Below are 12,595 nucleotides of genomic sequence, written 5' to 3'. Positions count from 1 at the left end.
GGTAACGGGTTCGAAGTGCCGCGCGCTGCTGTATCTATTCAAGGACAGTTGCGAATGGGAGCGTTCGATTTCGTAGGTCAAGACGAAGCGTAAGTGTCGGTCCAGGCACCGAGTAGGGGGTACGAGACGTGCAGATCGACAAGCTGCCGGCCATCGAATTCATGGTCAGTGCACCGACGTTGGGGGAGGATATCGCTCGACGCTTGCGACTGCTCATTCACAGCGGCGCGCTCAGCCCCGGTGATCGCCTGCCGTCCGAGCGTGAACTGTCTCAGCAACTCGAAGTCGGTCGAGTCAGTGTGCGAGAAGCGGTCCGAATCCTTCAGGCGATGGGATACATCGAGGTGCGGCGAGGAGCCACGGGCGGATCGTTCGTTTCGGAGTTGACCAGGCCTTATGAAGACTGGGTTGGCCAGTTGAAAGCGCGAGAAGCAGACATCGACGAGATCGTCGACCTCCGTATCGGGTTGGAAATGCGCACGGCAAGCCTCGCGGCGGTCCGGCGAACCGATCGTCATCTTCTCGAGTTGCTCGAATCCATTGAGCAATTGGGGGTTTCCGGAAGTCGGGGATCGTTCCGGGCTTGTGACGCCAGGTTCCACGGCGGTATCGCCAGAGCGGCGGGAAACAGCAGGTTGGAGGCCGCTGTGGTCGAGGCTCGCGGCGAAATGTTCGTCCCCGTCGATCATCTCGTGTTCGAAGACCAGGTCGAGGCTTCGAGGGTGGAGCACAAGGAAATCTTCGAGGCGATCAAGCGGGGCGACAGCGCTCGCGCGGCGGAGGCAATGGAACGTCACATTCTGCACGCAAAAGACGAGCTCAAACGCTTGGCGCTGCAGGAAGAAGGCTGACGGGAGCGCGACGAACGGATGGTTCGTCCCGTTTTTCGCAAGTAAAAGTTTTGTGAATTGGGTCCCGAATCGACTTCAATGGTTCTAACATCGCCGGTATGACCCATACTTCCGTCAATGCTTCACATGATGCATCCGGCGATGACCGAACTCTACGAGGCTCGCTGGGTACCGGTTCGATAGTCCTCATGGTCGTTGCCGCGGCCGCTCCGCTGACTGTGATCAGTGGGCTTGTGCCGCTGGGCATTTCCGGTGGCAACGGTGCGGGCTTCCCCATGACCTTCGCCGTGACCACCGGTGTACTTCTGCTCTTCGCCGTCGGATTCACCGCGATGTCGCGTTACATCCCGGGAACCGGCGCGTTCTATCTCTACGTCGGACATGGTCTCGGCCGTGGTGCCGGTGTCGGCAGTGCGATGTTGGCGCTTGTCAGTTACAGCACAGTGCAATTGGCGGTGTACGGCTACCTCGGCCCGGCAATGAGTTCGTTGATCACCTCCTACGGTGGTCCGGAAGTGCCGTGGTGGATCTTCTCGCTCGCCTCGTTGGCTCTGGTAGCCGTCCTGGGATTTCGTCATATCGAATTGTCGGGCAAGGTGCTCGGCATCCTGTTGATCGCAGAGGTCGGGATCGTTGTCGTACTCGACGCTTTCATCATCGCCGACGGTGGTCCGGAAGGTCCGTCGACGGCAATGTTCTCTCCGTCGGATATTTTCTCCGGATCCCCCGGTGTCGCATTGGTATTCGCGCTTGCCGGCTACATCGGGTTCGAGTCGACGGCGATCTTCCGCGATGAGGCGAAGGATCCCGCGAGGACTATCCCGCGAGCGACATACGCCGCCTTGATCCTCATCGGCGGCTTCTATGCTCTCTCCAGTTGGGCGGTCGTGACGGCGTGGGGCGACAAGGGTGCAGTGGACATTGCGAGCACCGATCCCGACGGCATGTTGATCACCACTGCCACTGACTTTGCCGGAACGGTGACAGCCCATCTGATTCAAATTCTGTTGGTGTCCAGTCTCTTTGCCGCAGTTCTGTCTCTCCACAATGTCTTGGCCAGATACATCTTTGTTCTGTCGAACACCGGCGTTCTGCCGGGTGCAGGTGGGCGGACGCACCGCGTGCATGGTTCGCCGCACATCGCGTCGGTGGTGCAATCCTGCTGTGCTCTAGTGCTTCTCGGAGCTTGCATCGTCATCGGTCTGGATCCGGTGACACAGATCTTCGCGTGGTTCGCCGGCGTCGCGACGGTGGGGATCGTGGCTCTCATGTTGCTCACGTGCCTCGCCGTTCTCGTATTCTTTCATCGTACGAAGGTCGATCAGCGCCTCTGGCACACCAAACTTGCCCCGAGCCTGGGGCTCGTCGGCCTCATCGGATTCGCGATCGCCATTGCCGGAAACCTCCCGCTTCTTCTGGGCGGCAACGTTCTGGCCGTGGTGATGACCGGAGTGCTGGTGCTCGCGTTTGTCGGTGGATTCCTCTATGCGCGTCGACGCAAGCAAGTGAGCTTCGAACTCCCGTCATGAGAGGGCCTTCGGTGAAATGATGGGTGCACCCGCACTCGAGAAAGCAGGACTCCCATGACATTCGCGGATCTGGACGGCGATGAACTGTGGAGTTATCTGCAGGAGCGTTCAGGATTGCCCGGCCCGCGCGCGAACCTCGCGCTCATGCTCGAGTTCGCGCGCGGCGCCGATAACGAGGACATCCTGCGGGCGGTGGAGTCCGAAGACGAATACATCCGCTGCTGTGGGATCGTCGGGCTCGGATTCATTCTTGTTCGTTCGCGCGACGAGGCTGCTCTGGACAGTCTGACGGAGGCGACCACCAGTGCTTCGTGGCGTGCACGTGAAGCTGCCGCGATGGCCGTTCAAGCGATAGGCGACACGGATCCGGAATTGTTCCGGGCGATCATCGAGCAGTGGGCACGCTCGGCCCATCCTTTGACGCTGCGCGCAGCGGCTGCCGGGATCTGCGAGCCACGGTTGCTGAAGGACAAGACCAACGCTGTGTTGGCCGTCCGGGTGTGCCGAGACGCTACCGAGTGGATCGTCTCGCAACCAGCTGATTCCCGTCGTGAGGCCGACACACGTACTCTCCGGCAGGCGCTCGGATACTGCTGGAGCGTCGCGGTCGCGGCTGATCCGGAGAATGCCCTGCCGGCATTCGTCTCCCTGGAGGCGTCGGACGACGCCGATGTCGTCTGGATCGTCCGGGAGAACCGGAAGAAGGCTCGCCTGCGCAAGGTGCTCGAAACCTGACTCGCGGACGGGAGACGTAGGTTATCCTCAGAATTAGAACCTGTTCTAACTACGAGGGGTAGACCATGGCACCGTCCGCAGAGGTAATCCGCAAGACCGTCGACGCCTACATCGAGACAGTTGCCACGGGCACTGCCGCCCAGGTTGTGGCCCTGTATGCCGAGGGTGCAACCGTTGAAGACCCGGTTGGTACCGATGTTCGCACCACCCGCGAGTCCATTCTCGAGTTCTACTCAGTGATCGAGAATTTCGACCAGGAAGCTCACCTTCAGACCCTCCGCATCGCCGGAAACGAAGCGGCATTCCACTTCTCGCTGATCACCAAGCTCGGCGAGCAGACTCTGACCATCGCACCCATCGACGTCATGACCTTCGACGACGACGGCAAGATCCTGTCGATGCGTGCATTCTGGAACCAGGAAGACATGATCACCGCCTGACATGACGGTGAAGACGATCGATGTCGACGGATTCCGTTGGCAGATTGACGATTCCGGTTCGGGGACAGCTGTGGTTATGTGTCACGGCTTTCCCGGCCTCGGGTACAGCTATCGGCATCAGTCGGCAGCGTTGACGGAAGCGGGTTTTCGGGCGATCGCACTCGACATGCCCGGTTATGGCGGCACTACCCGCCCCGAAGCGGTCGAGGACTACACCAACGATGCCGTCGCGAACCGGCTGATCGACCTACTCGACGCTCTCGGAATCGACAAAGCGGTGTTCGTCGGCCACGATTTCGGCGCGCCGGTCGCGTGGACCACCGCTCTGCGCCATCCCGATCGTGTTGCGGGGCTTGTCTCGTTGGCGGTCCCCTATGCGCCCGACCGGTTTCCCGCAAAACCCTCGACCATCTACGCCGCGATGGCGCGCAAGCATTTTCTGCACATTCACTATTTCCAGGAACCGGGTGTCGCGGAGCGCGAACTCGACGCCCGTCCACGTGAGTTTCTTCAGCGGCTTTTCCATGCCCTCTCCGGGGCTTACCGGTACCTCGACGTCTGGAAGAACCCGTCCGAAGGAAACGGCTACCTCGACGTACTGCCTGAGGCGCCTGCATTGCCGTGGTCGTGGCTCACCGAGGATGATCTGGGTGTTTATGTAAAGGCCTTTACTGCAACGGGTTTCACAGGTGGTTTGAACTGGTACCGTGCGTACGACGCCAATTGGGAACGCAGTGCGGATTTGGACGGCGCGCACGTGAACGTCCCGACGCTCTTCGTCGCGGGCGCCGAGGATCCGGTCATCGCGATGAGCGGCCCCAAGGCATTGGACCGCATGAAGGACACCGTCCCCGACCTGCGGGGTGTGCACCTTCTCGGCGGCGCGGGGCACTTCGTACAGCAGGAACGTGCTTCCGAGGTCAATGAACTTTTGATCTCTTTCCTTCGGTCGCTCTAGGCGAAATCGGGCCGAAGGTCTAGCGTTGCGCAGATGCGCACCAGGATCTTCGATCGCGGTATTCGGGTAGGTATCACCGGTGCTCTTGTTGCCGGTTCGCTTCTGGCTCTGGGTGTGTCCGGTGCCGCGGCCGCGCCGCCCTGCCCTGGATCGTCCCCCGCAATCCTCAGCGCCCAGATTCCGGGTGCAGCCCTCGAGGGTGTCACCGTGGACGGGCAGGGTCGCCTGTACACGACAGATCTGGTGAGTGGTCGAATCTTCCGCGTCGACGCGCCTGGTCAGGCCGCAGTTCCGATCGCGACGGTTCCCGGCGGTGCGGGCGCACTCGCGTGGAGCCCGGACGGTTCACTGCTGGTGGGAACCGGAGCAAACGCCGGCGTGCTGATCGGCGATCTGACGCGTGCTGCGTCGGTCGCGCGGGTGGACGTGAACTCGGGTGCCGTGACGCCGATCGCCGGTGGTCTGAGCGCTGCAAACGGCCTCGCCGTCGCGCACGACGGAACGATCTATGCCACCAACGATTTCGGTTCGTTGATCGGTAAGGTCAGTCCAGGCGGTGCCGTCGACCCGGCGTGGGCGACCTTCCCGAGTGCAAACGGCGCAGCCCTGAGCGCCGATAATCGCTGGCTCTACGTCTCGCGCACGTTCGCAAACCCGGGTGTCAGCCGCATCTCCGTCGACAATCCAGGGTATTCGGAATCGTTGGTCGATCTCGGCGGTCTCGAAACCTTCTCTGCTCCAGATGGTTTGACCCTGGACTCGCGAGATCGCGCAATCGTTCCCACGGACATCAGTGGTGAGGTGTGGCGGATCGACGGACCCGGCCAGTACTGCTCGCTCACCAGCGGACTGCAGGCGTCGAGTGTGTTGACCTACGGGCGTGGCACTTCCGGTTTCGCGGCCGGGCATCTCTACCGCGCTGGGTTCGACGGAAAGATCTTCGAGATTCCGACTGGCTTCGACGCGGGCGCCCAGGCCGCGACACCGTAACGCGACACCTTCACTCGTCTTACCCACTACTGATGCCGGGAGTGCCGGAATCGTCCATACTGGTCTGCATGGCGGAAACGAGTGAGATCGACGAGGCCGAAGTGGCCCTTCCCGCGATACCGCAGCCGTTGCTGACCCCGCTCACCGAAGCTGCGATCTTCCTGGTTTTCACCATCGACGAGGGTGGTGAGCAGGCAGTTCACGACGTTCTGGCGGATATTTCCGGGCTGCAACGCTCGATCGGATTCCGGGTTCCCGCCGGTGGCTTGGCCGCCGTCGTCGGCATCGGTTCGGATGCGTGGGACCGTCTGTTCGAGGGTCCACGGCCGGCAGAATTGCATCCTTTTGTCGAGTTGACCGGTGACAAACACCACGCTCCCCGCACACCGGGCGATCTGTTGTTCCACATCCGGGCCCGTCAGATGGACCTGTGCTTCGAGTTCGCCACGGTTGTGACCAACAGGTTGGCCGGCGCCGCGTCGGTGATCGACGAGGTCCACGGGTTCAAGTATTTCGAGCAACGCGACCTCATGGGTTTTGTCGACGGCACCGAGAACCCGTCCGGGCAGGCCGCCTACGTTGCGGTCACCGTCGGTGACGAGGATCCGGACTTCGCAGGCAGCAGTTACGTCATCGTCCAGAAGTACCTCCACGACATGTCGGAGTGGAACTCACTGCCCGTCGAGGAGCAGGAGAACGTCATCGGACGCTCCAAGCTCGAAGATCTCGAGATGGACGACGACACGAAACCGGCCAACTCGCACACCGCACTCACCGTCATCGAAGACGAATCCGGTGAGCAGATCCAGATTCTGCGCGACAACATGCCGTTCGGCCACGTCGGCTCCGCTGAGATGGGTACCTATTTCATCGGTTACTCGGCGTCGCCGACGGTCACCGAGCAGATGCTGACGAACATGTTCATCGGGAATCCCGTCGGCAATTACGACCGCATTCTCGATTTCTCGACCGCCGTCACCGGAATCAATTTCTTCGTTCCGACGGCGGACTTTCTCGACGATCCCCCGGACGCGCCGACCAGGCTCGTTCCCGAAGCGACGTTCACAGCGCCCATCTCTGACGGTTCTCTCGGAATCGGCAGCCTCAAAAGGAGTGCCCAGCAATGACAAACCTGCACCGCGACCTAGCACCCATTTCGGCAGCAGCCTGGGCCGAGATCGAAGAAGAGGCGAGCCGTACCTTCAAGCGCCACGTCGCCGGTCGTCGTGTGGTGGACGTGGAGGGCCCGTCAGGTGACGATCTTGCGGCCATCCCGCTCGGACATCAGGTGCCGATCAATCCCTTGGCCGACGGCGTCATCGCACACGCTCGTCAGTCGCAGCCGGTCATCGAACTGCGGGTCCCGTTCACCGTCAGCCGTCAGGCCATCGACGACGTCGAACGCGGCGCCAAGGACTCCGACTGGCAGCCGGTCAAGGATGCCGCCAAGCAGATCGCGTTCGCCGAGGACCGCGCCATCTTCGAGGGATACCCCGCAGCCAGCATCACCGGCGTGCGGGCGAGCGGTTCCAACCCGGAATTGAAGCTCCCCATCGACGCCAAGGACTACCCGGAAGCCATCAGCCAGGCGATCACGTCACTGCGCCTGGCCGGTGTCAACGGACCGTACTCATTGCTCCTGAACGCCGACGCGTTCACCGCGATCAACGAGACCTCCGATCACGGCTACCCCATCCGCGAGCACCTGCGACGCGTTCTCGACGGCGAGATCATCTGGGCCCCGGCCATCGACGGCGCTTTCCTGCTGTCGACGCGTGGTGGTGACTACGAACTGCATCTGGGCCAGGACCTGTCCATCGGTTACCTCTCGCACGATGCGAACTCCGTCGAGCTGTACTTCCAGGAATCGATGACGTTCCTCATGTACACCAGCGAAGCCGTTGTCTCACTTGCGTAAGAGCCTTCGAAACCTCTGATGCCAGGGCGAGCGAGGCAGTTCGCCGATGTCCTGGAGGTGGGCGACAAAAGCCTGGGCGTCCGCGTGCGAAGACGTCTTCGGCCGTCCGTCCGCCCATGCTGTGAACAACCGAAGATAGCGATCGCCGAGAGTGTGGCGCACGACCGGAAGGTGGTGCGCCACTTCTCCGGCGCGCTTTCGGAGCAGTGCCGTCGAGACAACGGCAGCATCGTCTTTGTCGAAGCCTTCGGGTAGTTCGCCGCCTGCCACCAGTGCGCGAATCAGTGCCTCTTGACGCTCACCGAGCGCGCTCATGTGCGTGACCAATCGGTGCCCGCGGTGATGCGATCAAGCCCCGATGCGTCGGCGATGGCATCGAGCTCGTCGAGCAATTCCAGTGCCGGCGGATAGTTTCCGTCACGCTCGAGCATGATCGCGGGATGGTGACCGGCGGCGGTGAACTGCGCAACGAGTTCCAGCACGGCTTCGGGCACAGGATCGGTATGCGTGTCGTGGTATTTGCCGTCGCTGATGCTGCCACCGGCGATGTGGCAGTATGCGATTCGCTCGAGTGGTAGCCGGATCAGCTCGGCCCAGGGATCACGCCCTCGGTTGAGGGCATTGGCATAGACGTTCGCGATGTCGAGAACCAGCAGAGCCCCGGTGCGTTCGACGATCTCCGAGAGAAACTCCCCTTCGGTCAACTCGTCGTCGGGCCAGTCGAAAAGGGCGGCAACGTTTTCGACGGCAAACGGCACCGGTAGACCGTCCTGAGTCCGGGTGATGTTGCGTACCAAGGCGTCGACGGCTTCGTAGGTGCGTGGCAGTGGGAGCAGGTGCCCGGCCTCTATGCCGCCCGCCCGCACGAATGCAATGTGCTCACTCGCCAAGGGGGCGTCCAGTAGCTGGGCTGCATGCGCAAGGTGATCGATCCGTGCCTGATCTACCGCCTCAGCCCCGCCAAGGGAGAGCGAGATTCCGTGCGGGACCACCGGAACTCCCAGCGAACCGAGGTGCGGCGGTATCTCGGTTCCGATGGATTCGGCAATGACTTCGCAGAATGCCAGGCCGTCGAGCTGCGCGATGATTCCGGAGACCTCGGGGCGCCAACCGATTCCCAGGCCGTACAGGGTCATTCGAGTCACCTCCCGTGTACAACTGCTAACGGCGACTATAGACGGATCAGCCGGGCAACCAGTTGGGTCCCGGACCGTTGCCTTCTTCGAAGATCAGCCACGTTTTGGTCGAGAGAACCCCGTCGAGTCCCTGGAGTTCTTCGAGAACGGTGTGGCGTAGTTCCTGGTTGTCCGGGGCTCGAACCAGCACCAGAACGTCGAAGTCGCCGCCGAGGAGGGAGAAGTGCTCGACAAACGGCAGTGCCTTCAACGACGCAGCCAGACCTCGCCACGAGTGCTGCCTGATCGAGAGCGCCACGTACGCCGAGGAGCCGAGTCCGGCCTTCTCATGGGCGATCCGCGTCGTGAATCCGGTGATGATTCCGGCGTCCTCGAGCCTTTCGATGCGGACGTAGGCGTGAGCGCGAGATATGTGCGCCTTCTCGGCCAGTGCACGCATGGAGATGCGACTGTCTGCGACCAGTTCGGCGATGATGCGGCGGTCGATCGCATCGAGAGCGTGCGGTTCGGTGGCCATCTGTCCATTCCTGCTTCGGTAGTCGAGTCGGTTGATGGACATATTGCTGTCCGAATCCTCATGATAGGCCGTTTGTCTTGAATCTTCGACGCCTTCTGCCATTACGTCGCCGAAGTGCGAATACTGATGGACACAACGTCTTCTGGAGGTAGAAGTGACTCTTGTCGAGCCCTTGGGGGAACTGCGGTATCAAAAGTTCCTGCCGGCCGATTCCGCGGTGCAGTACCTCGACCCTGCTGGAGAACTGACGCGCAGCGAGGCGCGCTACGCAAAACCGAGCGACGATCGCCTGATCGAGATGTATCGAAAGATGTTCCTGGGCAGACGCTTCGACCAGCAGGCGACGGCGCTGACCAAACAGGGGCGCTTGGCCGTGTATCCGTCCTCGCGAGGGCAGGAGGCATGCCAGATCGCGGCAGCGATGAGTCTGGAGCCGAGTGACTGGCTCTTCCCCACCTATCGGGATTCGATGGCGTTGGCTGCCAGGGGTGTCGATCCGGTGCAGATTCTGAGCATGCTTGCCGGCGACTGGCATTGCGGGTACGACCCGGTAGCGCTGCGCAGTGCGCCGCAGTGCACCCCGCTGGCAACGCAATTGCTGCATGCAGCGGGGGTGGCCTACGGGGAGTCCCGACGGGGCCTGAACACCGTCGCGCTGGCGCTCTGCGGCGACGGGGCCACCAGTGAGGGTGATTTCCACGAAGCGCTGAACTTCGCCGCCGTCTTCAAGGCACCGGTCGTCTTTCTGGTGCAGAACAACGGATTTGCGATCAGCGTCCCGTTGTCACGTCAAAGCGCAGCACCGACGTTAGCGCACAAGGGCGTCGGCTACGGGATCGGCAGCGAGCAGGTCGACGGCAACGATCCTGTTGCGATGATGGCCGTCATGGACGAGGCGGCGCGCTTCGTCCGCAGCGGAAACGGACCGGTGATCGTCGAGGCACACACCTATCGCATCGACGCACACACCAATGCCGACGACGCCTCCCGCTACCGCGACAGTGCCGAGGTGGAAAGCTGGCTCGGGCGAGATCCGTTGCCGCGTCTCGAAAAGTATCTGCGCGCACACGATCTGATCGACGACGCGTTCGTGGAATCACTGACCGCAGAGGCAGAAGCCGAGGCCGCCACACTGCGCGCCGGCATGAACGTCGACCGCCCGCACGATCCGCTCGATCTGTTCCGGTACGTCTTCGCCGAGCAGACACCGCAATTGCGTGAGCAACAAGCCCAACTCGAAACCGAACTTGCCGCCGAAGCCGCTGACACAGGGGGACACTGACCATGCCCATGCTCACGATGGCTCAAGCCCTCAACACCGCGCTGCGTGACTCTCTGGCTGCGGACGACAACGTTGTCGTCTTCGGTGAGGACGTCGGCACCCTGGGCGGCGTTTTCCGCGTCACCGACGGCCTCACCCGCGACTTCGGCGACGACCGATGCTTCGACACTCCCCTCGCCGAGTCCGGCATCATCGGATTCGCAATCGGCATGGCCATGGCTGGTTTTCGTCCGGTCGTGGAAATGCAGTTCGACGCGTTTGCCTATCCGGCATTCGAGCAGATCGCCTCCCACGTCGCAAAGATCCGCAACCGTACCAAGGGTGCACTGTCGATTCCGATAGTCATCCGTGTTCCTTTTGCCGGCGGTATCGGCGGGGTGGAGCATCACTGTGATTCCAGCGAGGGCTACTACGCACACACGCCCGGCCTGAAGGTCGTGGCGCCGTCCACGGTGGAAGATGCGTACTCACTGCTACGTTCGGCGATCGAGGACCCCGACCCGGTGATCTTCCTCGAACCCAAGAAGCTGTACTTCTCGCGAGCCGATGTCGAACTGACCGCACGGGAGCCGATCGGGCGCGCCGTCGTCCGGCGCCCCGGTCGTGACGCGACGCTCGTTGCCTACGGTCCGTCCGTGGAGGTTGCACTGAAGTCCGCCGAGGCTGCTGCGGCCGAGGGCCGCGACATCGAGGTGATCGACATCCGGTCGATAGTGCCGTTCGACGACGAGACGGTCACCGCGTCGGTGCGAAAGACCGGACGCTGCATCGTCATCCAGGAAGCGCAGGGCTTTGCCGGTGTTGGTGCGGAAATTGCTGCTCGCGTGCAGGAGCGATGCTTCCACCGTCTCCACGCTCCGGTGCTCAGGGTCAGCGGATTCGACATCCCCTACCCCGCGCCGAAGCTCGAGCGTCACCACCTGCCCAGCGTCGACCGTGTCCTGGACGCCGTCGACCGTCTGCAGTGGAACGACGCCCCGGACACCCGTTGGGCGGTGACGGCATGAGCAATCAGGTATTCATGCTCCCCGACCTGGGTGAAGGTCTGGCCGAGGCCGATATTGCGGAGTGGCACGTCAAGGTCGGCGACGTGGTCACCATCGATCAGATCGTCGTCGAGGTCGAGACTGCGAAAGCTGCTGTGGACGTGCCTATCCCGTTCGCCGGGACCGTCGTCGAATTACATGGCAAGGACGGCGACACCTTGAAGGTGGGCACGCCGTTGATCACTGTGAGTGGTGGCGGCAGTGTCGACGCGGTCGTTTCGGCCAACCACGAGCGTTACCGTGAAGAGGAACGCGCGGGTTCGGGCAACGTCCTGATCGGCTACGGCACCAGCGAGGATGCACCGAGACGCCGTCGCAGAGCTGCTCCGTCGGTACGCGTGATCTCACCAATCGTTCGTAAGCTGGCTGTCGACAACGATATCGACCTCTCCTTGCTCTCCGGATCCGGTGCCGGCGGGGTGATAACGCGCGCTGACGTCGAGGCCGGGTCGAACGCCGGCACGGAAACGGAACCGTCGCACGTGAGCGACCAACGGATCCCGATCAAGGGGCTTCGCAAGGTGGTGGCCGACAAGCTGTCCGCCAGCCGCCGCGAGATTCCCGACGCAACAACCTGGGTCGACGTCGACGCCACCGAACTGTTGACGGCGCGAGCCGAGATCAACAAGTCACTGCCCGATTCCGACAAGATCAGCCTGATGGCGCTCCTGGCTCGGCTGACCATCGCGGCGTTGGCGCAGTACCCCGAACTGAACTCGTCGGTCGATACTGCTCGAGGCGAGATCGTTCGACACGCCCGCATCCACCTGGGAATTGCCGCACAGACACCGAAGGGATTGATGGTACCGGTCATTCGAAATGCGGACGCCCTGAGCACCGTCGAACTCGCACAAGCACTTCGGGTGACCACCGACCTTGCGCGCGACGGCAAACTCGAACCCGCCCGCCTGACCGGCGGCACGTTCACGCTCAACAACTACGGGGTATTCGGGGTTGACGGATCGACTCCGATCATCAATCACCCCGAGGCGGCAATTCTGGGGATCGGGCGCATCATCGACAAGCCGTGGGTGGTGAACGGCGAGTTGACCGTCCGTAAGGTCACTCAGATCTCGTTGAGCTTCGACCACCGCGTCTGTGACGGAGGCGAAGCCGGCGGATTCCTGAGGCTGTTCGGTGACTACATCGAGAACCCGATCCGCGTCCTGGGAAGGCTCTGATGACCAAGGCTC

The 12,595-nt window shown here is 62.3% G+C and carries 14 protein-coding genes; 11 read left to right on the top strand and 3 right to left on the bottom strand.

The annotated features are described in order from the left end of the window. Positions 1-128 precede the first annotated feature (128 nt). From AC3WQS_RS13350 to AC3WQS_RS13315, 8 genes are all read left to right on the top strand, one after another. A complete protein-coding gene (locus AC3WQS_RS13350) occupies positions 129-851 on the top strand; it encodes a FadR/GntR family transcriptional regulator (RefSeq protein ID WP_021332595.1) in 723 nt (240 codons plus the stop codon). Between the two features lie 98 nt (positions 852-949). Beyond that, positions 950-2,380, top strand: a complete 1,431-nt coding sequence (locus AC3WQS_RS13345) for an APC family permease (RefSeq protein ID WP_037136903.1) — start codon at positions 950-952, stop codon at positions 2,378-2,380. A gap of 54 nt (positions 2,381-2,434) precedes the next feature. After that, positions 2,435-3,115: a hypothetical protein gene (locus AC3WQS_RS13340; protein ID WP_416314644.1), complete on the top strand. Its 681-nt coding sequence runs from the start codon at positions 2,435-2,437 to the stop codon at positions 3,113-3,115. Positions 3,116-3,180: 65 nt separating this feature from the next. Beyond that, on the top strand, positions 3,181-3,555 hold the full coding sequence (locus tag AC3WQS_RS13335; protein WP_003942502.1) for a nuclear transport factor 2 family protein: 375 nt from the start codon (positions 3,181-3,183) through the stop codon (positions 3,553-3,555). Between the two features lies 1 nt (position 3,556). Beyond that, positions 3,557-4,513: an alpha/beta fold hydrolase gene (locus AC3WQS_RS13330; RefSeq protein ID WP_492711940.1), complete on the top strand. Its 957-nt coding sequence runs from the start codon at positions 3,557-3,559 to the stop codon at positions 4,511-4,513. Positions 4,514-4,546: 33 nt separating this feature from the next. Further along, complete coding sequence (locus AC3WQS_RS13325) at positions 4,547-5,503, top strand: SMP-30/gluconolactonase/LRE family protein (protein ID WP_069146755.1); 957 nt, start codon at positions 4,547-4,549, stop codon at positions 5,501-5,503. Between the two features lie 68 nt (positions 5,504-5,571). Continuing rightward, positions 5,572-6,630, top strand: coding sequence for a Dyp-type peroxidase (locus AC3WQS_RS13320; protein WP_044480584.1), 1,059 nt, complete (start codon positions 5,572-5,574; stop codon positions 6,628-6,630). Beyond that, positions 6,627-7,421 carry a family 1 encapsulin nanocompartment shell protein gene (locus AC3WQS_RS13315; RefSeq protein ID WP_020909834.1) on the top strand — a complete coding sequence of 265 codons (795 nt, stop codon included), beginning with the start codon at positions 6,627-6,629 and terminating at the stop codon, positions 7,419-7,421. The genes AC3WQS_RS13320 and AC3WQS_RS13315 overlap by 4 nt, the downstream gene beginning before the upstream one ends. Here AC3WQS_RS13315 and AC3WQS_RS13310 read toward each other — a convergent pair. The 3 genes from AC3WQS_RS13310 to AC3WQS_RS13300 are packed head-to-tail and all read right to left on the bottom strand — an operon-like array spanning position 7,410 to position 9,074. Continuing rightward, on the bottom strand, positions 7,410-7,736 hold the full coding sequence (locus tag AC3WQS_RS13310; RefSeq protein WP_020971456.1) for an SCO6045 C-terminal-like domain-containing protein: 327 nt from the start codon (positions 7,734-7,736) through the stop codon (positions 7,410-7,412). The genes AC3WQS_RS13315 and AC3WQS_RS13310 overlap by 12 nt on opposite strands. Beyond that, positions 7,733-8,557, bottom strand: coding sequence for an MbnB/TglH/ChrH family RiPP precursor modification enzyme (locus tag AC3WQS_RS13305; RefSeq protein ID WP_492711936.1), 825 nt, complete (start codon positions 8,555-8,557; stop codon positions 7,733-7,735). The genes AC3WQS_RS13310 and AC3WQS_RS13305 overlap by 4 nt, the downstream gene beginning before the upstream one ends. Before the next feature lie 46 nt (positions 8,558-8,603). Further along, positions 8,604-9,074, bottom strand: coding sequence for an Lrp/AsnC family transcriptional regulator (locus AC3WQS_RS13300; RefSeq protein ID WP_020971454.1), 471 nt, complete (start codon positions 9,072-9,074; stop codon positions 8,604-8,606). A 154-nt stretch (positions 9,075-9,228) separates the two neighbouring features. Here AC3WQS_RS13300 and pdhA point away from each other — a divergent pair, with 154 nt between their 5' ends. The 3 genes from pdhA to AC3WQS_RS13285 are packed head-to-tail and all read left to right on the top strand — an operon-like array spanning position 9,229 to position 12,583. Beyond that, positions 9,229-10,356 carry a pyruvate dehydrogenase (acetyl-transferring) E1 component subunit alpha gene (pdhA, locus tag AC3WQS_RS13295; RefSeq protein WP_020971453.1) on the top strand — a complete coding sequence of 376 codons (1,128 nt, stop codon included), beginning with the start codon at positions 9,229-9,231 and terminating at the stop codon, positions 10,354-10,356. A 2-nt stretch (positions 10,357-10,358) separates the two neighbouring features. After that, on the top strand, positions 10,359-11,363 hold the full coding sequence (locus AC3WQS_RS13290) for an alpha-ketoacid dehydrogenase subunit beta (RefSeq protein WP_492711934.1): 1,005 nt from the start codon (positions 10,359-10,361) through the stop codon (positions 11,361-11,363). Further along, a complete protein-coding gene (locus tag AC3WQS_RS13285; RefSeq protein ID WP_046380120.1) occupies positions 11,360-12,583 on the top strand; it encodes a dihydrolipoamide acetyltransferase family protein in 1,224 nt (407 codons plus the stop codon). The genes AC3WQS_RS13290 and AC3WQS_RS13285 overlap by 4 nt, the downstream gene beginning before the upstream one ends. Positions 12,584-12,595: the final 12 nt, after the last annotated feature.

The sequence above is a fragment of the Rhodococcus sp. FW305-130 genome (assembly GCF_058788335.1).
The sequence above is the reverse complement of the archived record's forward strand: the minus strand, read 5'-3'. Positions and strand labels throughout refer to the sequence as shown.